Source organism: Novosphingobium percolationis (assembly GCF_020179425.1).
In the GTDB taxonomy this organism is placed as follows: Bacteria; Pseudomonadota; Alphaproteobacteria; order Sphingomonadales; family Sphingomonadaceae; genus Novosphingobium; species Novosphingobium percolationis.
Window position 1 is genome coordinate 68,600 of record NZ_JAILYM010000005.1, and the last position, 22,098, is coordinate 90,697.

General features: G+C 66.8%; 20 protein-coding genes. 13 read left to right on the forward strand and 7 right to left on the reverse strand.

Features of this window, described 5'->3' with window-relative positions:
- Window positions 1-95: 95 nt before the first annotated feature.
- The 7 genes from K3A84_RS13810 to K3A84_RS13840 all read left to right on the forward strand — a co-directional run bounded on the left by K3A84_RS13810 (window position 96) and on the right by K3A84_RS13840 (window position 9,442).
- Window positions 96-1,622, forward strand: coding sequence for an acyl-CoA carboxylase subunit beta (locus K3A84_RS13810; RefSeq protein ID WP_225009935.1), 1,527 nt, complete (start codon window positions 96-98; stop codon window positions 1,620-1,622).
- 90 nt (window positions 1,623-1,712) lie between these two features.
- Entirely contained in the window at window positions 1,713-2,891 is a 1,179-nt protein-coding gene (locus tag K3A84_RS13815; protein ID WP_225009936.1) for an acetyl-CoA C-acyltransferase family protein, read from the forward strand.
- 70 nt (window positions 2,892-2,961) lie between these two features.
- Entirely contained in the window at window positions 2,962-3,399 is a 438-nt protein-coding gene (mce, locus tag K3A84_RS13820; RefSeq protein WP_225009937.1) for a methylmalonyl-CoA epimerase, read from the forward strand.
- A gap of 55 nt (window positions 3,400-3,454) precedes the next feature.
- Entirely contained in the window at window positions 3,455-5,602 is a 2,148-nt protein-coding gene (scpA, locus tag K3A84_RS13825) for a methylmalonyl-CoA mutase (RefSeq protein WP_225009938.1), read from the forward strand.
- A 7-nt stretch (window positions 5,603-5,609) separates the two neighbouring features.
- A complete protein-coding gene (locus K3A84_RS13830; RefSeq protein ID WP_225009939.1) occupies window positions 5,610-7,631 on the forward strand; it encodes an acetyl-CoA carboxylase biotin carboxylase subunit in 2,022 nt (673 codons plus the stop codon).
- Between the two features lie 132 nt (window positions 7,632-7,763).
- Window positions 7,764-8,510, forward strand: a complete 747-nt coding sequence (locus K3A84_RS13835; RefSeq protein WP_225009940.1) for an electron transfer flavoprotein subunit beta/FixA family protein — start codon at window positions 7,764-7,766, stop codon at window positions 8,508-8,510.
- Window positions 8,510-9,442 (forward strand): electron transfer flavoprotein subunit alpha/FixB family protein, encoded by a 933-nt coding sequence (locus tag K3A84_RS13840; RefSeq protein WP_225009941.1) that lies wholly within the window; start codon window positions 8,510-8,512, stop codon window positions 9,440-9,442. Before K3A84_RS13835 ends, K3A84_RS13840 begins: the two co-directional genes overlap by 1 nt.
- Window positions 9,443-9,549: 107 nt before the next feature.
- Here K3A84_RS13840 and K3A84_RS13845 read toward each other — a convergent pair whose 3' ends face one another.
- Window positions 9,550-10,014: a GNAT family N-acetyltransferase gene (locus K3A84_RS13845; protein ID WP_404823163.1), complete on the reverse strand. Its 465-nt coding sequence runs from the start codon at window positions 10,012-10,014 to the stop codon at window positions 9,550-9,552.
- A 48-nt stretch (window positions 10,015-10,062) separates the two neighbouring features.
- Between K3A84_RS13845 and K3A84_RS13850 the strand changes: the two genes are divergently transcribed.
- Together K3A84_RS13850 and K3A84_RS13855 are read left to right on the forward strand one after the other, a co-directional pair.
- Window positions 10,063-11,001, forward strand: a complete 939-nt coding sequence (locus tag K3A84_RS13850; protein ID WP_225009943.1) for an isoaspartyl peptidase/L-asparaginase family protein — start codon at window positions 10,063-10,065, stop codon at window positions 10,999-11,001.
- 121 nt (window positions 11,002-11,122) lie between these two features.
- A complete protein-coding gene (locus tag K3A84_RS13855) occupies window positions 11,123-11,563 on the forward strand; it encodes a hypothetical protein (RefSeq protein ID WP_225009944.1) in 441 nt (146 codons plus the stop codon).
- A 49-nt stretch (window positions 11,564-11,612) separates the two neighbouring features.
- Here the strand turns inward: K3A84_RS13855 and K3A84_RS13860 are convergent, their stop codons facing one another.
- The gene (locus K3A84_RS13860) at window positions 11,613-12,506 is read right to left on the reverse strand and encodes a BON domain-containing protein (RefSeq protein ID WP_225009945.1); all 894 of its coding nucleotides are present in this window, start codon (window positions 12,504-12,506) and stop codon (window positions 11,613-11,615) included.
- 173 nt (window positions 12,507-12,679) lie between these two features.
- Between K3A84_RS13860 and K3A84_RS13865 the strand changes: the two genes are divergently transcribed.
- Window positions 12,680-15,112 (forward strand): ligase-associated DNA damage response DEXH box helicase, encoded by a 2,433-nt coding sequence (locus tag K3A84_RS13865; RefSeq protein ID WP_225009946.1) that lies wholly within the window; start codon window positions 12,680-12,682, stop codon window positions 15,110-15,112.
- A 71-nt stretch (window positions 15,113-15,183) separates the two neighbouring features.
- Here the strand turns inward: K3A84_RS13865 and K3A84_RS13870 are convergent, their stop codons facing one another.
- The 4 genes from K3A84_RS13870 to K3A84_RS13885 form a co-directional block, all read right to left on the reverse strand.
- Window positions 15,184-15,615, reverse strand: coding sequence for an ExbD/TolR family protein (locus K3A84_RS13870; RefSeq protein ID WP_225009947.1), 432 nt, complete (start codon window positions 15,613-15,615; stop codon window positions 15,184-15,186).
- 75 nt (window positions 15,616-15,690) lie between these two features.
- Entirely contained in the window at window positions 15,691-16,218 is a 528-nt protein-coding gene (locus tag K3A84_RS13875) for an ExbD/TolR family protein (RefSeq protein ID WP_225009948.1), read from the reverse strand.
- Window positions 16,219-16,345: 127 nt separating this feature from the next.
- Window positions 16,346-17,104, reverse strand: coding sequence for a MotA/TolQ/ExbB proton channel family protein (locus tag K3A84_RS13880; RefSeq protein ID WP_225009949.1), 759 nt, complete (start codon window positions 17,102-17,104; stop codon window positions 16,346-16,348).
- Between the two features lie 89 nt (window positions 17,105-17,193).
- On the reverse strand, window positions 17,194-17,829 hold the full coding sequence (locus tag K3A84_RS13885; protein WP_404823164.1) for an energy transducer TonB: 636 nt from the start codon (window positions 17,827-17,829) through the stop codon (window positions 17,194-17,196).
- 379 nt (window positions 17,830-18,208) lie between these two features.
- Here K3A84_RS13885 and K3A84_RS13890 point away from each other — a divergent pair, with 379 nt between their 5' ends.
- Together K3A84_RS13890 and K3A84_RS13895 are read left to right on the forward strand one after the other, a co-directional pair.
- Entirely contained in the window at window positions 18,209-19,081 is an 873-nt protein-coding gene (locus tag K3A84_RS13890) for a hypothetical protein (RefSeq protein ID WP_225009951.1), read from the forward strand.
- A gap of 83 nt (window positions 19,082-19,164) precedes the next feature.
- Window positions 19,165-20,490: a homoserine dehydrogenase gene (locus K3A84_RS13895; RefSeq protein ID WP_225009952.1), complete on the forward strand. Its 1,326-nt coding sequence runs from the start codon at window positions 19,165-19,167 to the stop codon at window positions 20,488-20,490.
- A gap of 9 nt (window positions 20,491-20,499) precedes the next feature.
- On the opposite strand, the gene K3A84_RS13900 is transcribed toward K3A84_RS13895, so the two are convergent.
- Entirely contained in the window at window positions 20,500-20,964 is a 465-nt protein-coding gene (locus K3A84_RS13900; RefSeq protein WP_225009953.1) for a hypothetical protein, read from the reverse strand.
- A 74-nt stretch (window positions 20,965-21,038) separates the two neighbouring features.
- Here K3A84_RS13900 and glpX point away from each other — a divergent pair, with 74 nt between their 5' ends.
- Window positions 21,039-22,031 (forward strand): class II fructose-bisphosphatase, encoded by a 993-nt coding sequence (gene glpX, locus K3A84_RS13905; RefSeq protein WP_225009954.1) that lies wholly within the window; start codon window positions 21,039-21,041, stop codon window positions 22,029-22,031.
- Window positions 22,032-22,098: the final 67 nt, after the last annotated feature.

Consider the following 22,098-nt stretch of genomic DNA (forward strand, 5'->3'; position numbering starts at 1 on the left):
AAGTCGCGCTTTGCAACTTTGCAGGATTACATTGGACAGCCGCGCTGCAATGCGGCAACCCGCGCCGATTGCGACAGGTTAAGGGCAGAGGGTTTATGTCCGCGAACATTGCCGAGATGGAAAAGCGCCGCGAAGCAGCCCGCATGGGTGGCGGCCAGAAGCGCATCGACGCGCAGCATGCCAAGGGCAAGCTGACCGCGCGCGAACGGCTTGAAGTGCTGCTCGACGAAGGCAGCTTCGAGGAAGTGGACGCCTACGTCGAACACAACTGCGTCGACTTCGGGATGCCGAACACGGTCATTCCCGGCGACGGCGTGGTGACGGGTTCGGGCACGATCAACGGCCGCCTCGTCTTCGTGTTCAGCCAGGACTTCACCGTCTTCGGCGGCGCGGTTTCCGAACGCCACGCCATGAAGATCTGCAAGATCATGGACATGGCGCTGAAGGTCGGCGCGCCGGTGATCGGCCTGAACGATTCGGGCGGCGCGCGCATCCAGGAAGGCGTGGCGTCGCTCGGCGGCTATGCCGAAATCTTCCAGCGCAACGTCAACGCGAGCGGAGTGGTCCCGCAGATCAGCCTGATCATGGGCCCCTGCGCCGGCGGCGCGGTCTATTCGCCGGCCATGACCGACTTCATCTTCATGGTGAAGGACAGCTCGTACATGTTCGTCACCGGCCCGGACGTCGTCAAGACGGTGACCAACGAGATCGTCACGCAGGAAGAGCTGGGCGGCGCGGTCACGCACACCACCAAGACCTCGGTCGCCGACCTCGCCTGCGAGAACGACATCGAGGCGCTGCTGCAGGTGCGCGATTTCTTCGACTACCTGCCGCAGTCGAACCGCACGGGCGTGCCCGAACGGCCGACCTCGGACCCCTATGACCGTCTCGAGCCCAGCCTCGACACGATCATCCCGGCATCGGCGAACCAGCCGTACGACATGCACGAGGTGATCAGGAAGGTGCTCGACGAGGGCGAGTTCTTCGAGATCCAGCCCAAGCATGCCGCGAACATCATCTGCGGTTTCGGGCGCGTGGAAGGCAAGACCGTGGGCGTGGTCGCCAACCAGCCGATGGTGCTGGCGGGCGTGCTCGACATCAACTCGTCGAAGAAGGCGGCGCGGTTCGTGCGCTTCTGCGATGCGTTCGAGATTCCGATCCTGACCTTCGTCGACGTGCCGGGCTTCCTGCCGGGCACCGCGCAGGAGCACAACGGCATCATCAAGCACGGCGCCAAGCTGCTGTTCGCCTATGCCGAAGCCACCGTGCCGAAAATCACCGTGATTACCCGCAAGGCCTATGGCGGCGCCTATGACGTCATGGCCTCGAAGCACCTGCGCGGCGACCTCAACTATGCCTGGCCGACCGCCGAAATCGCGGTGATGGGCGCCAAGGGCGCGGTCGAGATCATCTTCCGTGGGCTTTCGACCGAGGAACAGGCGGTCAAGACCAAGGAATACGAAGACCGCTTCGCCAACCCGTTCGTGGCGGCGAGCAAGGGCTTCATCGACGAGGTGATCCACCCGCACTCGACTCGCCGCCGCATCGCGCTGGGCCTGCGCAAGCTGCGCAACAAGAGCCTCGAGAACCCCTGGAAGAAGCACGACAACATCCCGCTCTGAAGGCGCGGGGCCTCTCGCTTGCGCGAGGGGACGGCGGGAACGCTCGGGCCTAATCACGGCTCGAGCTTCCAGCCATCCGAAGGACAAGACATGACCGACATCTACATCGTTTCCGGCGCGCGCACCGCCATCGGCTCGTTCGGCGGCAGCCTTGCCTCGCTGCGCCCGGCCGAGCTTGGCACGATTGCGATCAAGGCCGCGATCGAGCGCGCCGGGATCACGCCGGACAAGGTGCAGAACGTGGTGATCGGCACCGTCGTCGCCAGCCAGCCCAAGGACGTCTACGTCAGCCGCGTCGCCGCGGTGAACGCCGGCATCCCGATCGAAACCCCCGCCATGAACGTCAACCGCCTGTGCGGCTCTGGCCTGCAGGCGATCGTTTCGGCGGCGCAGGGCATCGCGCTTGGCGAACAGGACATTGCCGTCGCCGGTGGCGCGGAATCGATGTCGAACGCGCCGCACATGATCCTGACCGCGCGCAACGGCCAGAAGATGGGCGACCAGGTGCTGATGGACGCCATGATGGGCGCGCTGCACGATCCGTTCGAAGGCATCCACATGGGCGTTACGGCGGAAAACGTGGCAGACCGCTGCGGCATCAGCCGTGAAGAGCAGGACGCGCTGGCGGTAGAAAGCCACAAGCGCGCTGCCGCCGCGGTCGCCGCAGGCTACTTCAAGGACCAGATCGTCCCGGTCGAGATCAAGACCCGCAAGGGCGTGACCGTGTTCGACACCGACGAGCATTTCCGCGCCGACGCCAGCGTCGAAGCGATGGCGACGCTGAAGCCGGTGTTCAAGAAGGACGGCACCGTTACGGCGGGCAATGCCTCGGGCCTGAACGACGGCGCGGGCGCGGTCGTGCTGGCGAGCGGCAAGGCCGTGGCCGAGCAGGGCCTCAAGCCGCTGGCCAAGATCCTGTCGTGGGGCCACGCGGGCGTGGAACCGAACGTGATGGGTCTCGGCCCGGTCAAGGCCGTGCCGGTGGCGCTGGCACGCGCCGGGCTGACGCTCGACCAGATCGACGTGATCGAGGCCAACGAGGCGTTTGCCGCGCAGGCCTGCGGCGTGGCCAAGGAACTGGGCTTCGACCCGGCCAAGACCAATCCGAACGGTTCGGGCATTTCGCTCGGCCATCCGATCGGGGCGACCGGCGCGATCCTGACGGTGAAGACTGCCTACGAACTGCAGCGCACCGGAGGCCGCTATGGCCTGATCACGATGTGCATCGGCGGCGGCCAGGGCATCGCCATGGTGGTCGAACGGGTTTGAGGAACATGCGGGGCTGCCCGTCCGCAAGGACGGCGCGGCTCCAGCCCGCAACGGGCAAAGGGAGATGACGATGAAGCTGGGACGGTTGAATCACGTCGGCGTCGCAACGCCGGACATCGACGCCTCGATCGCGTTCTATCGCGACGTGATGGGCGCGAGCGACATCACCGAGCCGTTCGTGCTGGAAAGCCAGCAGGTGCGCGTGTGCTTCGTCAACACGCCGGGCGAGAACGGCACCAATGGCACCCAGATCGAGCTGATCCAGCCGACCAGCCCGGACAGCGCCGTGGGCAAGTGGCTCGCCGCCAACCCGCTGGGTGGCCAGCACCACCTTTGCTACGAAGTGCCCGATATCCACGAAGCCAAGGCCTGGTTCGAAGCCCAGGGCAAGCGCGTGCTGGGCGAGCCCCGCATCGGCGCGCACGGTACGCTGATCTTCTTCGTCCACCCCAAGGACATGGGCGGCCAGCTCACCGAAATCATGGAAACGCCCAAGGGCGCGCACTGACCACCTTCATCGGGCCGGAGCCGATCCGGCGCGACGCTGAACGGAACGACACGCGATGACCGACAAACCGACGCTGGACCAATGGGCCGCCGCCGCCTCGAAGGAGGTGAAGGGCAAGAACCTCGACTGGCAGACCCCCGAGGGGATCACCGTCAAGCCGCTCTACACGGCAGACGACGTGACCGCCGATCCGGGCCTGCCCGGCTTCGCGCCGTTCACGCGCGGCGTGCGCGCCTCGATGTATGCGGGCCGCCCCTGGACCATCCGCCAGTATGCCGGTTTCTCCACCGCCGAGGAATCGAACGCCTTCTATCGCCGCAACCTCGCGGCAGGGCAGAAGGGCCTGTCGGTCGCCTTCGACCTTGCCACGCACCGCGGCTATGACAGCGACCACCCGCGCGTGGTGGGCGACGTGGGCAAGGCGGGCGTCGCCATCGACAGCGTCGAGGACATGAAGATCCTGTTCGACGGCATCCCGCTCGACCAGATGTCGGTCTCGATGACCATGAACGGCGCGGTGATCCCGATCCTCGCCTTCTTCATCGTCGCGGGCGAGGAACAGGGCGTCGATCGCAAGCTGCTGGACGGAACCATTCAGAACGACATTCTGAAGGAGTTCATGGTCCGCAACACCTACATCTACCCGCCCGAACCCAGCATGCGGATCATCTCGGACATCTTCGGCTACACCAGCCGCGAGATGCCGAAGTTCAACTCGATCTCGATTTCCGGCTACCACATGCAGGAAGCCGGTGCGACGCAGGTGCAGGAACTCGCCTTCACCATCGCCGACGGCATGGAATACGTGAAGTACGGCGTCGCCAGCGGGCTCGACATCGATAAGTTTGCAGGACGCCTGTCGTTCTTCTTCGCCATCGGCATGAACTTCTTCATGGAAGTCGCCAAGCTACGCGCCGCGCGCGTGCTGTGGCACCGCGTGATGACGAAGCTGGGCGCCAAGGACGAACGCAGCAAGATGCTGCGCACCCACTGCCAGACCTCGGGCGTCAGCTTGCAGGAGCAGGACCCATACAACAACGTCATCCGCACCACGATCGAAGCGATGGCCGCGATGCTGGGCGGCACCCAGTCGCTGCACACCAATGCGCTCGATGAAGCGATCGCGCTGCCGACCGACTTTTCCGCGCGCATCGCCCGCAACACCCAGATCGTGATCCAGGAAGAGACGGGCATGTGCAACGTGGTCGATCCGCTCGGCGGGTCGTACTACATTGAAGCGCTGACCCAGGAACTGGTCGACAAGGCCTGGGAGATCATCGAGCGCGTCGAGGCCGAAGGCGGCATGGCCAAGGCCGTGTCGGCGGGCTGGCCCAAGGCGATGATCGAGGAAGCCGCCGCTGGCCGCCAGGCCCGCGTGGACAAGGGCACCGACGTGATCGTCGGCGTCAACAAGTACCGCCTCGCCAGCGAGGACAAGCTCGAAACGCTCGAAGTCGACAACCACGTCGTCCGCGAAGCGCAGATCGCCCGCATCAAGCGCGTTCGCGAGACCCGCGACGAGACCAAGTGCCGCGCGGCGCTCAACGCCCTGACCGAAGGCGCCAAGACCGGCGGCAACCTGCTCGAACTGGCGGTCGAGGCTGCGCGCCATCGCGCCACGCTGGGCGAAATCTCCGACGCGATGGAAATCGTGTTCGGCCGCCACGGCACGTTCCCGACCCCGGTCAAGGGCGTCTATGGCGCGGCCTATGCCGGTGACAGCCGCTACCAGCAGGTGCTAGACGGCGTCGAAGCCGTCACCCGTCGCTTGGGGCGCAAGCCCCGCATGCTCGTCGCCAAGATGGGCCAGGACGGCCACGATCGCGGCGCGAACGTGATCGCCTCGGCGTTCAGCGACATGGGCTTCGACGTCACCAGCGGCCCGCTGTTCCAGACGCCGGAAGAAGCGGCCAAGCTGGCGCTCGAAAACGACGTCGACGCGGTCGGCGCCTCGAGCCTTGCCGCAGGGCACAAGACGCTGATCCCCGAACTGATCGGGCACCTGAAAGCTGCCGGTCGCGCCGACATCAAGGTCGTCGCGGGCGGCGTGATCCCGCCGCAGGACTATGACTACCTGCGCGAAGCCGGGGTGCAGGGCATCTACGGTCCGGGATCGAACGTGGTGGAATGCGCAGCCGACATGCTGCGCCTGCTGGGTCACAACATGCCGCCTCTGGGCAGCGAACTGGAAGCGGCGGAGTAAGCACGCAATGTTCAAGAAAATCCTCATCGCCAACCGTGGCGAAATTGCCTGCCGCGTGATCAAGACCGCGCGTCGCATGGGTATCCAGACCGTGGCCGTCTATTCGGACGCCGACGCCCGCGCGCCGTTCGTGGCAATGGCGGACGAGGCCGTGCACATCGGCCCGGCGCCTGCCGCGCAGTCCTACCTGATCGCGGACAAGATCATTGCCGCGTGCAAGCAGACCGGCGCCGAAGCGGTCCATCCGGGCTATGGCTTCCTGTCGGAACGCACCAGCTTTGCCGAGGCGCTGGCCGCCGAGGGCATCGAGTTCATCGGCCCCCCTGTCGGCGCGATCGCCGCGATGGGTGACAAGATCGAATCCAAGAAGCTCGCCAAGGAAGCGGGCGTCAACGTCGTTCCCGGCTTCGTGGGCGAGATCGAGGACACCGAACACGCCGTGCGCATCTCGGAAGAGATCGGCTACCCGGTGATGATGAAGGCTTCGGCCGGCGGCGGCGGCAAGGGCATGCGCCTTGCCTACAACGAGAAGGACGTGCGCGAAGGCTTCGAGGCCGTGAAGCGCGAGGGCCTGAACTCGTTCGGCGACGACCGCGTGTTCATCGAGAAGTTCATCCTCAACCCGCGCCACATCGAGATCCAGATCCTCGGCGACAAGCACGGCAACATCCTCTACCTCAATGAACGCGAATGCTCGATCCAGCGTCGCCACCAGAAGGTGGTCGAAGAGGCGCCCTCGCCCTTCGTCACTCCGAAGATGCGCAAGGCGATGGGCGAACAGTGCGTCGCGCTCAGCCGCGCGGTCGGCTACTACAGCGCCGGCACGGTCGAACTGATCGTTTCGGGCGCGGACCCGACGGGCGAATCGTTCTACTTCCTTGAAATGAACACCCGCCTGCAGGTGGAACACCCCGTCACCGAAGCGATCACCGGCGTCGACCTCGTCGAACAGATGATCCGCGTGGCCGCGGGCGAAAAGCTCAGCCTGACGCAGGACGACGTGAAGATCGACGGCTGGGCCATCGAAAACCGCGTCTATGCCGAAGATCCCTATCGCGGCTTCCTGCCTTCGACCGGTCGCCTGATCCGCTACAACCCGCCGGTACCCGGCTGGACCGATGACGGCGCCGAAAATGGCCGTCGCGGCGTGGACGGCGTGCGCGTGGACGATGGCGTCTACGAAGGCGGCGAAGTCTCGATGTTCTACGATCCCATGATCGCCAAGCTGGTGACCTGGGGCAAGACGCGCGACGAAGCGGCGGACAAGCAGATTGCCGCCTTGGACGCGTTCGAGATCGAGGGCCTTGGCCACAACATCGATTTCGTCTCGGCGATCATGCAGCACCCGCGCTTCCGCTCGGGCGAACTGACCACCGGGTTCATTGCCGAGGAATATCCCGAAGGCTTCACCGGTGCGGCGACAGGCGATGACCTGAAGCGGACGCTGGCCGCGCTGGCCGGCTTCCTTGCCACCGCGCGGGCCGACCGTGCGCGCCAGGTCGACCAGCAGCTGGGCGACGAGCTGGATCCCCCGGCACAATGGGCGGTGAAGATCGACGGCACGACCTACGCGGTCGAGCTGACCGAGGACGACGTGACCGTCGATGGCGAAGTCGTCGACATCGCGCTCGAATATACGCCCGGCCAGCGCCTGGTGGCGTGCGAAGTCGCGGGCGAGCCGCTGACCGTGAAGGTCGAACCGTTCCGTGCAGGCTTCAAGCTGACCACGCGCGGCGCGATCCACCAGGTGCAGGTGCTGCCCGCCAGCGTGGCGCACCTCGTCGGCCACATGATCGAAAAGGTTCCGCCGGATCTTTCCAAGTTCCTGATCTGCCCGATGCCGGGCCTGCTGGTCGCGCTGCACGTCAAGGAAGGCGATGCCGTGGAGGCCGGCCAGCCGCTCGCGGTGGTCGAGGCGATGAAGATGGAGAACATCCTGCGCGCCGAAAAGACCGGCACGGTCAAGACGGTCAATGCCAAGGCGGGCGAGAGCCTAGCCGTGGATGCGATCATCCTCGAAATGGAGTAAGCCCGTCCGCAAGGCCTGAGGGGAAGTTTAATCGCTCGGTTGAATTTCCCTTGCAGGCACTCGGGATAGGTTGACGTTTACGTAAGCGCCAATTATGCGCGCCCTTGTGGAACACGAGAAAGGCCTGACAGCATGAAAGCCCTGGTCACGGTGAAGCGCGTGATCGACTATAACGTGAAGCCGCGCGTGAAGGCGGATGGCACGGGCGTCGATCTTGCGAACGTCAAGATGAGCATGAACCCGTTCGACGAGATCGCGGTCGAGGAAGCCATTCGCCTGAAGGAAAAGGGCGTGGTGACCGAGATCGTGGCGGTGTCGGTCGGGCCGGCCAAGGCGCAGGAAACGCTGCGCACGGCGCTGGCGATGGGCGCGGATCGCGCGATCCTCGTCCAGACCGACGATGAAGTCGAGCCGCTGGCCGTGGCCAAGATCGTCAAGGCGATCGCGGACGAGGAACAGCCGGGCCTGATCATCACCGGCAAGCAGGCGATCGACGACGACAGCAACCAGGTCGGCCAGATGGTCGCCGCGCTGCTGGGCCGTCCGCAGGGCACCTTCGCCAACGAAATCAGCGTCGAAGGCGATTCGGTCGTCGTGAAGCGCGAGATCGACGGCGGCCTGGAAACCGTGAAGCTGGCGCTGCCGGCCGTGGTCACCACCGACCTGCGCCTCAACGAGCCGCGCTATGCCTCGCTGCCCAACATCATGAAGGCCAAGAGCAAGCCGCTCGCCACCAAGGCCCCCGCCGATTACGGCGTGGACACCACCGCGCGCCTCAAGACGCTCAAGGTTTCCGAACCGCCCGTGCGCAGCGCCGGCATCAAGGTGGCCGACGTCGACGCGCTGGTCGCCAAGCTCAAGGAACTGGGAGTCGCCTGATGGCCAACGTACTCGTCTGGGTCGAACACGACGGTTCTGCCGTCAAGGACGCCACTCTCGCCGCTGTCACCGCCGCTGCCCAGCTGGGTGACGTGACCGCTCTCGTCGTCGGCGCCGGCGTCGATGGCGTGGCTGCTGCCGCCGCGCAGATCGAAGGCGTGTCGAAGGTCCTCAAAGCCGACGACGCTTCGCTGGCGAACGCGCTGGCCGAAAACGTCGCGCCGCTCGTGGCGGGCCTGATGGCCGGCTACGACGCCTTCGTCGCCGCCGCCACCACCACCGCCAAGAACGTGGCGCCGCGCGTTGCCGCGCTGCTCGACGTGGCACAGGTTTCGGAAATCCTGTCGGTCGAAGGCCCCAAGACCTTCACCCGTCCGATCTACGCGGGCAATGCCATCGCCACGGTCGAATCGACCGACGCCAAGCTGGTCGTGACCGTGCGCGGCACCGCCTTTGCCAAGGCCAATGCCACCGGCGGTTCGGCTGCGGTCGAAACGGTCGGCGGGGCTGCGGACTCGGGCCTGTCGACCTTCGTCGGCTCGGAAATCGCCAAGAGCGAGCGTCCGGAACTGACCAGCGCGAAGATCATCGTCTCGGGCGGTCGCGCGCTCAAGGATGCGGCGACCTTCGAAGCGACGATCACCCCGCTCGCCGACAAGCTCGGCGCCGGCATCGGCGCGAGCCGTGCGGCGGTCGACGCGGGCTATGTCCCCAACGACTACCAGGTCGGCCAGACCGGCAAGATCGTGGCGCCGGAAGTCTACATCGCAGTGGGCATCTCGGGCGCGATCCAGCACCTTGCGGGCATGAAGGACTCCAAGACCATCATCGCCATCAACAAGGACGAAGACGCACCGATCTTCCAGGTCGCCGACATCGGCCTCGTGGGCGATCTGTTCAACATCGTGCCGGAACTCGTCGGCAAGCTGTAAGCTTCCCGCCAATCTGGACGAATATTGCGGAAAGGCCCTGCTTCGGCGGGGCCTTTTCTTTTGGAGCCACGCCGCCCCGGCGCTGGATGATCGAGCAGCCGTGAGCGCTACAGCGCCAGCGTCAGGCACTGGCTGAAATCGTCCACCACATAGTCGGCAAAGGCATCGCAGCTCACGAAACCGTGCTTCCGGTAGAGGCCGAGCGCGGGATCGAACGCGGGGCCGCGTCCGGTTTCGAGGCTGACGCGCGCATAGCCGCGCGCGCGCGCCACCGCGAGCAGGTGGAGCAGCATCGCTTCCCCCACGCCTTGGCCGAGCCATTCGGGCGCCACGCGCATCGACTTGAGCTCCCCGTGCTTCGGATCAAGCTGCTTGATCGCGCCCATGCCCGCCACCGCATCGCCTACCCGCGCGGCGTAGAACGTCACGCCCAGCGCGCGCAGACTGGCAACCGGCAGGGCGTGGACCTTGCAGGCGGGTGAACTGGCGTGCATCCCGGCCAGATGGAGGGCGACGAGCGCCTGGATGTCCTCGCCCGACAGGTCGTCCTCGACAATTCGCACGTCGGCCACGCTTTGCTCCCCTGACCAAACAGGTTTCATCTGCTATCGCCTGCGGCCATGACCCAGACAAGCGAAACCCGCTGGTCCATCGCCATTCACGGCGGGGCCGGATCGATGACTCCCGCAACCATGGACCAGACCGCCATGGCCGCGCACGAGGCGGCCCTGTGTGCCGCGCTGGCGGCTGGCGAGGCCGTGCTGTGCGCAGGCGGCAGCGCGCTCGATGCGGTGACCGCCGCCGTGATCGCATTGGAGGACGATCCGCTGTTCAACGCCGGGCGCGGCGCGGTGTTCACCTATGAAGGCGTCAACGAGCTGGACGCGGCGGTGATGGACGGAGCGACCCGGGCGGCAGGCGCCGTGGCCGGGGTGACGCGCACCAGGAACCCCGTGACGCTCGCCCGCAAGGTGATGGAGGCTGGGCCGCACGTGTTTCTCTCGGGCGAAGGGGCCGAACAGTTCGCGCGCGAGCAGGGCATCGAACCTTGCGATCCCGCGTGGTTCTCCACCCCCGAGCGCCTGCGGCAATTGCAGGAGCTGAAGTCGCGCGCGTCCGGCTGGTTCGACGATGGGCTGAAGTACGGCACCGTTGGCGCCGTGGCGCGCGATGCGGCAGGCCATGTCGCGGCGGCAACCTCTACCGGCGGCCTGACCGGCAAGCGCTGGAACCGCATCGGCGATTCGCCCGTGATCGGCGCTGGCACCTATGCCGATGACCGCGCGGGCGCGGTTTCGTGCACGGGATCGGGCGAGCAGTTCATCCGCGCCGGGGTCGCGCACGAAATCTGCGCGCGAATGCGGCTGGCGGGTGAACAGGTGCAGGACGCCGCCGATGCGGTGCTTGCCGAAGTCGGCGCGATGGGCGGCGTGGGCGGGGTCATCGTCGTGACGCCAGCGGGTGAAACCGCCATGGCCTTCACCACGCCCGGCATGTTCCGCGCGCGCGCGGACAGCACAGGCCAGCGCACCATCGCTATCTTTGGAGAAGTTGACTGATGCCCACGCGGGGCGCAGCGTGCCCCCGCCTAGGCGCCGAGCCACAACAAGGGTCGACCGACACCGAAAGCGTCCACACCGGGGGCCAGGGGGAACTTGTCCCCATTCGGGAGACGTCACGATGAAGACCCTTCGTTTTGCGGCCATCGCCGCGCTTGCACTTGCCTGCACGACACCGCTCGCCGCGCAGGAACTGCCGATCACGAGTGCCGAGCTGGTCGAAGTCGGCATGATCCGGATCGACGACGGCCACTTTGGCGATTACGCGGCGTTCCTCAACGACCAGTGGCGCAAGGATCAGGAGTACGCGCTCAAGCAGGGGTGGATCTCGGGCTACGAGATCCTGTCCAACGAGTTCCCGCGGGCGGGCGAGCCGGATATCTACCTGCTGATCCGCTATCCCTCGATCCCGGATGCGGCTGAGCAGAAGAAGCGGCAGGACGCCTATCTCGGCTATATGCAGACGTCGATGCAGAAGCAGGAAGCAGGCTCGGCCGAGCGGGCGAAGTACCGCAAGGTGCTGGGCTCCATGCTGCTGCGTCGCTGGGTCTGGACGAAGTAGTCCCAAGCGAATCGCCGGGACCGCATGCGCGGCCCCGGCGATCGTTGGATCAATCGCGCTTTTCGCGCTCGGCCCCGATCGAAGCGGCGCTGTTCGCCATCGTGCCCGCGCCCGCAGCTTCCACGCGCAGGTTGTTCTGCACGTGGCGCACGCCGGAAATGCGCTCGACGCATTCTTCGGCGCGGTGCTTGTCCTGCCGGGTCGCAACCGTGCCTGACAGCGTCACGTCGCCATGCTCCACGGCGACGCTGATCCGGCGGGCATCGACGCGCCAGTCGTCGGTCAGGCGATCGTTGGCGTCCTCGCGAATACGCTCGTCCGAGCGCGTGTAGTCCGCCGGTCCGCGCCCGCGATGGTCTTCGCGATGGTCCTGCTCGCGGCGCCGCGCGGCGTCTTCATCGCCCCACCACGACATGACTTCATCCGCGGCGCGATCGAGGAACCCGCGATGGAAATCGTTGCGCGCATAGCCTTCTGCCGGTCGGTAGGCAGGGTCGTATTCGCCGCCGCCCATCTGGCGGCTGCGCGTCTCGCGCTGCGTCAACTGGCCGCTTCCCTGGTGGGCCCGCCAGCCTTCGCGTCCGTAGCCGCCCTGGCCACGGTCCCAGTTGGCAGCATAGGGATGGTTGGCCGCGCCGTAATCGCCCGGGCCAAAGGCGTCGCCGGCCTGATTCGTCGCGCCGTAGCCGCTGTGGTAGCCTCCATCATGGCGCGAGGCCGGATGCCCACGGCCATCACCTCCGTGGCCGGAATCAGCCCCCAGCCAGCTTCGTCCCCCGTCGCGGTTGTCGTAACCCTGGCGATACTGGCTGGCCATCGAATAGCCGCCCTCGCTGCGGTTCTCCGCGCGCCACTGTCGTGCGTCCCTCGCGTGATCAGGGGCTCGCGGATCGCGGTCCTGCTTGAGCGCGCGGTCGCGCTCCCAATCGTAGCGGTCGTTCATGGGATCTCTCCTATCGGATGGCATGAGCCGGGGGGCGCAAGCGCCGCCGGATCGCGTATAGGAACAACGGTCCGCCCCGGCACGCGGTGCCCGGACCCTGCCGCAGCGACGCGGCGCTTCGTCGCGCATGCAGCGGACGGGTGCGTGAGCGGCGCTCATGCATTATCGCTGTCATGATGGATCATGCCGCCCTGCCCCCTGCTATCGCCGCGTGGTTCACCGCAAGGGGGTGGCGCGTGCGGCGGCACCAGCGCGAAATGCTGGCCGCGGCGCAGGCTGGACTGCACGCGCTGCTGGTGGCCGACACCGGCGCGGGCAAGACACTGGCCGGCTTCCTGCCGACACTGGCGGACTTCGCCGGAGACGCCCCGCCGCCTGAAGGGCTGCACACGCTCTATGTCTCGCCGCTCAAGGCGCTGGCCCATGACGTGCAACGCAACCTGCTCAGCCCCATCGAGGAGATGGGACTGCCGATCCGGGTCGAGACGCGCAGCGGCGATACCCCGTCGGACCGCAAGGCGCGCCAGCGCGCGCGGCCGCCGCACGTCCTGCTGACGACGCCCGAATCGCTCTCGCTGCTGCTGAGCTATCCCGAGGCGGCGACCATGTTTGCCGGGTTGAAGCGGGTGCTTGTTGATGAAGTGCATGCATTCGCGACCGGCAAGCGGGGCGACCTGCTGGCGCTCTCGCTGGCGCGGCTGCAAGCGCTCGCCCCGCAGATGCGGCGGGTAGCGCTGTCGGCGACGGTGGCCGATCCCGAAGCGTTCCGCGTCTGGCTGGCGCCTTGGGGCGACATCGACAGCGTGGCGCTGGTCGAGGGGGAGCCGGGCACGCCGCCCCATGTCGAGATCCTGCTGCCGGACGGCGAGCGCGTGCCCTGGGGCGGCCACGCCGCCGCCTGGGCGGTGCCGCAGCTCTACGAGGCGATTCGCCGCAACCGCACCACGCTGATCTTCACCAACACGCGGTTCCTGGCCGAATACATCTTCCAGTTGCTGTGGGATGTGAACGACGATCACCTGCCCATCGGCATCCACCACGGCTCGCTGTCGAAGGAGGCGCGGCGCAAGGTGGAGGGGGCGATGGCGCGGGGCGAGCTGCGCGCACTGGTGGCGACGGCCAGCCTCGATCTGGGGGTCGATTGGGGCGATATCGACATGGTGGTGCAGATGGGCGCGCCCAAGGGATCGTCGCGGCTGTTGCAGCGGATCGGGCGGGCCAACCACCGGCTCGACCTGCCCAGTCGCGCGCTGCTGGCGCCGGGCAACCGTTTCGAATTCCTTGAAGCACTTGCGGCGAAGGACGCGGTCGATCAGGGCCAGCGCGACGGCGAGGACTTCCGTCCCGGCGCGCTCGACGTGCTGGCGCAGCACGTCATGGCCTGCGCCTGTGCAGGTCCATTCGACGAGGCGGCCCTGCTGGCCGAAGTGCGCAGCAGCCACGCCTATGCCTGGCTCGACGAAGCGGCGTGGGCGCGCGTTCTCGAGTTCGTGGCGACGGGGGGCTATGCGCTGCGCGCCTACGATCGGTTCAAGCGGATCGTGCGCGCGCGCGACGGAACCTGGCGCCTGGCCCATCCGGAACAGGCCGCGCGGCACCGGCTCAACGCGGGGATCATCGTCGATGCCGAAATGCTCGAAGTGCGCTTTCGCAACGGGCGTGCGCTGGGCAAGGTCGAGGAGAACTTCGGCGCTTCGCTGAAGCCGGGCGACACGTTCCGCTTTGCCGGGCTGGACCTCGAGGTCGAAAGCTTGCGCGATCTGGAGATCGTGGTGCGTGCGGCGAAGCGGGCCGGGCAGATCCCCAGCTACATGGGCGCGCGCATGCCCTTGACGACGCATCTGGCCGACCGGGTACAGGCGCTGCTCGCCGATCGCGCGGGCTGGGCACGACTGCCTGACGACGTCCGCGAATGGCTGGAAGTACAGGATTGGCGCAGCCGCCTGCCAGCGCCCGGCGAACTGCTGGTGGAAAGCTTCCCGCACGCGGGACGCGCCTATACCGTCTATTACACGTTCGAGGGGTGGAACGCGAACCAGTCGCTGGGCATGCTGATCACCCGCCGGATGGAGGACGCAGGGCTGGCGCCGCTCGGCTTCGTTGCAAACGACTATGCCCTGGCCGTGTGGGGGCTGAAGCCCGTACCCGATCCCGCCGCGATGCTGTCGCCGACGATCCTCACCCACGAATTCGTGGAGTGGGTGCAGAATTCCTACCTGTTGCGCCGGGCATTCCGCGAAGTCGCGGTGATCGGCGGGCTGGTCGAGCGGCAACATCCCGGCAAGCGCAAGTCGGGGCGGCAGGTCACGTTCTCGACCGACCTGATCTACGACGTACTGCGCAAGTACGAGCCGGACCACGTGCTGATCGAGGCGGCCTGGGCCGATGCGCGGACGCGACTGACCGATGTGGGTCGGCTGGCCGACCTGCTCGATCGTGCCGCCGCGCAACTGGTCCACGTCGAACTGGACCGTGTTTCGCCGCTGGCGGTACCTGTATTGGTGATGATCGGGCGCGAGACGCTGCCCGCCGGGGCCGCCGACGATGAACTGCTGGTCGAAGCGGAAAGCCTCGCCGCCGCCGCGATGCGGCCGACGCGGGAATAGCAGCCAACGAAAAAGGGGGCGGATCGCTCCGCCCCCTTTTCGCGTTCGTGGCCGTGCTGGCCGTCAGCCGATCACTTCGCGAAAGTCGCGAAGTTCTCGTTGCCGACGAAGCCGAACTTGCTCACCTTCGAATCGGTGATGATCTTCAGCACGTAGTTCGCCATCTCGTAGTTGGCGAAGGCTTCGGGCTGGAACTGCAGTTCCGGCTCGGGCTTCATCGCCTTGGTCGCCTGAAGCAGCGACACGAGATTGCTGCTGGTCACCGGCGCGCCATTCCAGAGGATCTGGTTGGTCTGCGTGAGGATCAGCTTGTTCTTCACCGGATCGACCGTGACGTTGTTCTTCGGCGGGGTTGCCTGCGGAAGATTCACGTTCACCGAGTGAGTGGCCACGGGGATGGTGATGATGAACATGATGAGGAGCACGAGCATGACGTCGATCAACGGCGTCGTGTTCATTTCCATCATCGGCGAGCCATCGTCCTTGCCGCCGCTCATTGCCATGGGGTGTACTCCTGTTCGCTCGCGGCTGTGGGGAAGCCTTGCGACCTCCCGCCCAGCTTAGCCGTTCGGGTCGACTTAGCCGTTGGGGTCAACGGGGGTCGAGATGAAGCCGACCTTCGGATAACCGGCGATCTGCACGTTGTAGATCGCACCGGCGATGCACTTCCACGGAACGTGAACGTCGCCGCGGATATGCACTTCGGGGATCTTGTCCGGGTCCATGTTGGCCGCGCCGCCTTCACGCTTCACGATCGCGTCGAGACGGTCGAAAGCCTGCTTGGCCAGTTCCGTGCTGTCTACCGGGGTAACGTTGTTGAGGTAGACGCGGCATTCGCCGACCGGCGAGGAGCCTTCGTAGCCCGGCTGACCGGGGGCACGGCCCGCTTCGTCCGTCGAGACCACGGCAAGCAGCAGGTTCTCCACCTTGTCCTGCGTCTCTTCCGAGGCGAGAACGGGAACCTTCAGCTTCTCGATGGTCTGGATCGCGACCGGGACCGCGATGAGGAAGATGATCAGCAGCACGAGCATCACGTCCACGAGCGGCGTGGTATTGATGTCCGACATCGGGCGTTCTTCGCCGCCGCCGCCTACAGACATTGCCATTGGTTACATCCTATCCGATCTGAGCCACAGGAAGGGCCGGGGGTATGGGAGGACCATGCCTCCAGCCGTTTCCCGCGTTTCCGGAAAACCTGGGCCGACGGGGATCCGCCGACCCTGGGATTACAGCTTACTTCTTGACCGGGGCAGCAGCCGGCGCAGCCGGCTTGGCAGCAGCAACCGAGACGGCCGGCTTCACGACGCCCTTCGAGGCGAGGTTGGCGAGCACGTCGGTGCTGAAACCGGTCAGCAGTTCGGCAATGCGCTTGTTGCGCGCCTGCAGGTAGTTGTAGGCGAGCACCGCGGGAACCGCGACGAGCAGACCGAGCGCGGTCATGATCAGCGATTCACCGACCGGACCCGCGACCTTGTCGATCGAGGCCGAACCGGCAAGGCCGATGGCGATCAGCGCGCGGTAGATGCCGACCACGGTACCGAACAGACCGATGAACGGCGAGGTGGCGCCGACGGTGGCGAGGAAGGGCAGACCGCCGCCGAGCTTGGCGTTGATGGTCGCTTCCGAACGGGCGAGCGAGCCGTGCAGCCAGTCGTGCGCTTCGGTGGCATCCATCTTCGACACCTGGTCTTCGGCGGCGATGCCGTCGTCGACGATCTGGCGCCAGGCCGAGTTCTTCTCAAGCTTGGCAGCGCCTTCCTTGAGGGTGGCCGCACGCCAGAAGTTGGCAACGCCGCTCTTGTACTGGTTCATGATCTTCGACTGCTCGAAGAACTTGGTGAACAGGATGAAGAACGAGCCGAACGACATGATGCCGAGGATCGTGACGGTGGCGTACGAAATGAAACCGCCAGCCTGAAGGGCTTCCGCGAAGCCGAACTTGTTCTGCGGCGCAGCAGTGGTCGCGGCCGCGGCGAGCGTCTGGATAAGCATTCGGATCTTCCTCTCAAGAATTCATAGCTGCCCGAAGGCGATCAATGGGGGATGGCAGGGGCCGGAGAGAAGGCCCCATGCCGAATTAATCAGTCCTTCGGGATCACCCAGCGGACAGAGCTGCTGTACGACGCACCAACCGGCTGGCCGTTCTGCGTGCCAGGCTTGAAGCGCGCACGGCGCATCAGGTTCTGGCACGTAGCCTCGTCGAGATCGGGGCTGCCGCTCGAACGGGTGATGGCGCAGTTGGTCGGCTTACCCGAGGCGTCAAAGTCCAGCCGGAAGCCGGTGACGCCTTCACGCTCTTCACGCAGAGCGCGCGACGGGTAGTCGTTGGTCGTGACCCACTCGCCCGGACGCCCCTTGGGCGTGAAGGGAGTCGGCGGGGGCGGAGCCGGCGGCGGAGCAGCCGGCGGCGGCGGCAGCACGACGACAGCCGGCGGCGGCGGAGCCGGCGGCGGTTCAGCCACGGTCTGCAGTTGCGGGGCCGGCGCGTTGAAGCTGATCGGCGGCGGCGGCGCCACGATCGGCGGCGGCGGCGGCGCATCCTTCGGCGGCGGCGGCGGCGGCGGCGGCGGAGTCTTCTCAGGGTCGATCTTGACCGCCGTGGTCACCTCTTTGATCTTCTTGAACGCCGAATACGCGAGGCCAGTGACCAGCGCATAGCCGACGACGACATGAAGAATCGCAACGACGATGAGCGCGGTGATCTTGTTACCGCTCATCTGTTGGTCAGCGTATGCCATTCAGCTCCATAACTCCTGATCTACCGCTCGTCCCGGATCGAAACGATTCGGGACAAAGCGGAGCCGCGGGGGGAATCACCGTTCCCTCCGATCGGACAATCCAGCGAAATCTATCCACCCTGCCGGCAAACCCGGTCCGCCGACATCGGGCGCAAGGAGCCCGGCGGCGGCATTCTCGGGCGTTTTTTATGTACTGCCCGATTTGCGCGAGCTTTAACGCCGATGCAGGGGGTGCGCAAATGCTTTATCGGTTAAGTCCCGATTCACGCTTGCAAAGCCTTGATCAGGCACCATGTCGTGTCGCTGCGGCCCATCCCTATCCGGCCTGTTGGCCGGTTTCAGTTCACAGGAATTTCAGATGTCCCGCCCCCGCCTTCGCCCGCTGCTTCAAGCCCTGATCGCATCGGCATCGGCCATGGCGGTGCAGGCGCCGGCCATGGCGCAAACGCCGATGAATCAAGCCGAAGTCGCGCCAGGAGGCATGGCGCAGGGACCGACCTATGCCGACCTTGCCGACCTTGCGCTGCCCGCCGATCTCGTGGCGCGCGCGCAAGTGCGCAAGGCCGCCGCGCTCAAGCCCGAGCAATCGCCCGGCCTCGCGAGTGGCAAGGTGCGGCTATATATCGAAGCCCGCACGACAGCGGTGCTGGCAGGGCCCGATCTGGGCGAATCGATCCGCTTCCTTGCCGACGTGCCCCTCGATTCCAGGGGCAAGGCCCCGCGCCTCTCGAAAGCGGACGTGCTGGTGATCGGACATACCGTTGCCGGACGACCGGGCGAACTGCTCCTGTCAGCGCCCGATGCGATGCTCGCCTATTCGTCCGCGGCGGAGCAGCGCCTGCGCGCGATCCTGACCGAGAAGCTGTCCGCCGACGCGCCGCCTGTGGTGCGCGGCGTGCGCGAGGCGATGCACGTGGCCGGAAATCTGGCGGGCGAAGGCGAAACGCAGGTCTTCCTTGCCACCGATGGCGGGCGCCCCGCCGCGCTTTCGATCGTGCGGCGCCCCGGCCAGCCGCCGAGTTGGGGCGCCAGCTTCAGCGAGATCGTCGACCAGGCAGCCCGTCCGCCCGCGCCCGAAACGCTGGCGTGGTATCGGCTCGCCTGCTTCCTGCCGTCCAGCCTGCCCGATCGCGCGAACATTTCCGACAGCCCCGCCGACCGGCAAGCGGCAGCGGAGGACTACGCGCTGGTGACGCAGGACCTCGGCGCCTGCGCGCGTTCGCGGCGGTAACAGCGTTGCGGCATCGCGCCGCCTCCCCTAAGGCGCTCGGCGGATTCTGACAGGCCGCCCGCGCGCGGCGAAATGGGGATGACATGAGCGAACCACTGCGCATCGCGCTCGCCGGATTGGGCACCGTCGGCGGCGGGGTGATCCGTCTGATCGAGACCAACGCCGCGCTGATCGCGCGCCGCGCGGGGCGTCCGATCGTGATCACCGCGATCAGCGCGCGCAACCGCAGCAAGGATCGCGGCGTCGACCTGTCGGGCTATGCCTGGGAAGACGACATGGTCATCCTGGGCGAACGCCCCGACGTGGACGTGGTGGTCGAGCTGGTCGGCGGGGCCGATGGCCCGGCGCTGGCGCTGGCGCGCACCACCTTCGAGGCCGGCAAGGCGCTTGTCACCGCCAACAAGGCGATGATCGCGCACCACGGGCTGGAACTGGCGGGCCGCGCCGAGGCGGCCAAGGTGGCGTTCAAGTTCGAAGCGGCGGTGGCGGGCGGCATACCCGCGATCAAGGGCCTGCGCGAAGGCGCGGCGGCCAACCGCATCGAGCGCGTCTATGGCATCCTCAACGGCACCTGCAACTATATCCTGTCCACCATGGAGGACACCGGGCGCGACTTCGCCGACGTGCTCGCCGAAGCGCAGGCCAAGGGCTATGCCGAGGCCGACCCGACCTTCGACATCGACGGCATCGACGCGGCGCACAAGCTGTCGATCCTGTCGTCGATCGCGTTCGGCACGGCCATCGACTTCCGCAGCGTGACCGCCACCGGCATCCGCCGGGTGCTGGCCGCCGACATCGCCCAGGCCGATGCGCTGGGCTACTACATCCGCCTGATCGGCATGGCCGATACCGAGATCGACGCCGAGGGCAATCGCCGCCTGTTCCAGCGCGTACACCCGCACCTCGTCCATCGCGACCACCCGCTGGCGCACGTCGATGGCGCCACCAACGCGGTCGTGGCCGAGGGCAACTTCGTGGGCCGCCTGCTGTTCCAGGGCGCGGGCGCGGGCGATGGCCCGACCGCCAGCGCGGTCGTGGCGGACCTCATCGACATCGCACGCGGCGATGTCGGCGCGCCGTTCTCGATTCCCGTGGCCGAACTCGATGCCGCCGCCCCGGCAGAGACCGGGCACCGCCGCGGCAAGGCCTATCTGCGCTTCTCTGTCGCCGACCGGCCGGGCGTGCTGGCCGAGATCACCGCCGCGATGCGCGATGCCGGCGTTTCGATCGAAAGCCTGATCCAGAAGGGCCGCGCGGGCGATGGCGGCGAAGGGGACAGCGACCAGGTGCTGGTGGCGATGGTCACGCACGAAGGCCCCGAAAGCGCCATCGCCGAGGCGATGCGCCTGCTCGAAGGGTCGCCCAGCCTGTCCGAACCGCCGCTGGTGATGCACCTGCTGGAAGAATGAGGCTCCCGTTCAGGGCGCCTTGATCTCACCCCTGGCGATCCGGTCGGCATCGGAGCCGGCGGGCGCCGGGGGCAGGGCCTTGATATCGAAGTAGTACATCGGCGCGGGTGCCGTGCCGAAGCCGATGCAGCCCCGGCTGCAATCGCGCAACCCGCTGACGTTGGGCGCGCGCGGGGCGCCATCGGCCGTCTTGCCCGCGCCCAGCGGCGCGACGCTGTCGAGCTTCTGCCGTGCGTTCTCGGCATTCGTGCCGCACACGACGATGGCGTCGCCCGAACCGGGGGCACAGCGTTCCCGCTTGGTCGGGGTGAGCAAGGCCTGCGCGACGGCCTCGGCGGACGGCGGGGCTGCCTCGGTACTGTCACCCCCGGCGGGTAGCTGCCACACCGGGTCCGCCGACCGGGCCAACCCCGCAGCGGGCGCGACGATCAGGCCAAGAAGGAGGCCGAGAAGCGTCGTCCCCGCACTCGACAAGCGGGGGGTCCTCGGTCTAGGGCACGCATACGTCTGCATCCCCTATTTTCACGTCGCCAGCCAACGGAGTCAACGTGACCGAACCGACCATCAAGCCTGCCGCCTCCAAGGTCCTCGACCGTGTTCTCGTCCTCGAGATGGTCCGCGTCACCGAAGCTGCCGCCATTGGCGCGTCCAAGCTGATCGGCCGGGGCGACGAGAAAGCTGCAGACCACGCTGCGGTCGAGGCGATGCGCGCTGCTTTCAACGAGCTGTGGATGGACGGCACCGTGGTGATCGGCGAGGGCGAGCGCGATGAGGCGCCGATGCTCTACATCGGCGAGAAGGTCGGCGCGGCGCCCGGCACCGGCCCCAAGATCGACATCGCGCTCGATCCGCTGGAAGGCACCACCATCACCGCCAAGGCTGGCCCCAACGCACTGGCAGTGCTGGCCGTCGCCGAAGAAGGCGGTCTGCTCAACGCACCCGACGTCTACATGGACAAGCTGGCCGTCGGCCCCGGCTATCCCGAAGGGATCATCAGCCTCGACAAGTCGCCGACCGAAAACGTCAAGGCGGTCGCTGCCGCCAAGGGCGTGGAGCCCAACGAGATCATCGTTTGCGTGCTCGACCGTCCGCGCCACACCGATCTGATCGCGGAACTGCGCGCCATCGGCTGCGGCGTCGTGCTGATCGGCGACGGTGACGTGGCCGGCGTCATCGCGGTCACCAACGAAGAGACCACCATCGACCTCTACATGGGCTCGGGCGGCGCGCCGGAAGGTGTGCTCGCGGCGGCGGCGTTGCGCTGCGTGGGCGGCCAGTTCAACGGTCGCCTGCTGTTCCGCAACGACGACGAGCGCGCCCGCGCCGCCAAGTGGGGCATCACCGATCTCAACAAGATCTACACCCGTGACGAACTGGCCAAGGGCGATTGCATCTTCGCCGCCACCGGCGTGACCGATGGGTCGCTGCTCAAGGGCGTGAAGATCCACAAGAACGGCGTGATGACCACCGAAAGCGTCGTCATGCGCGCCAGCTCGGGCACCGTGCGCTGGGTCAAGGGCGAACACCGCAAGCCGCGCTGATCGCTCCCCCCTCTTGCACCCTTTGCCCGGACAGGTCAGGCTGTCGGGCAAAGGGCGAGCAAGGCCC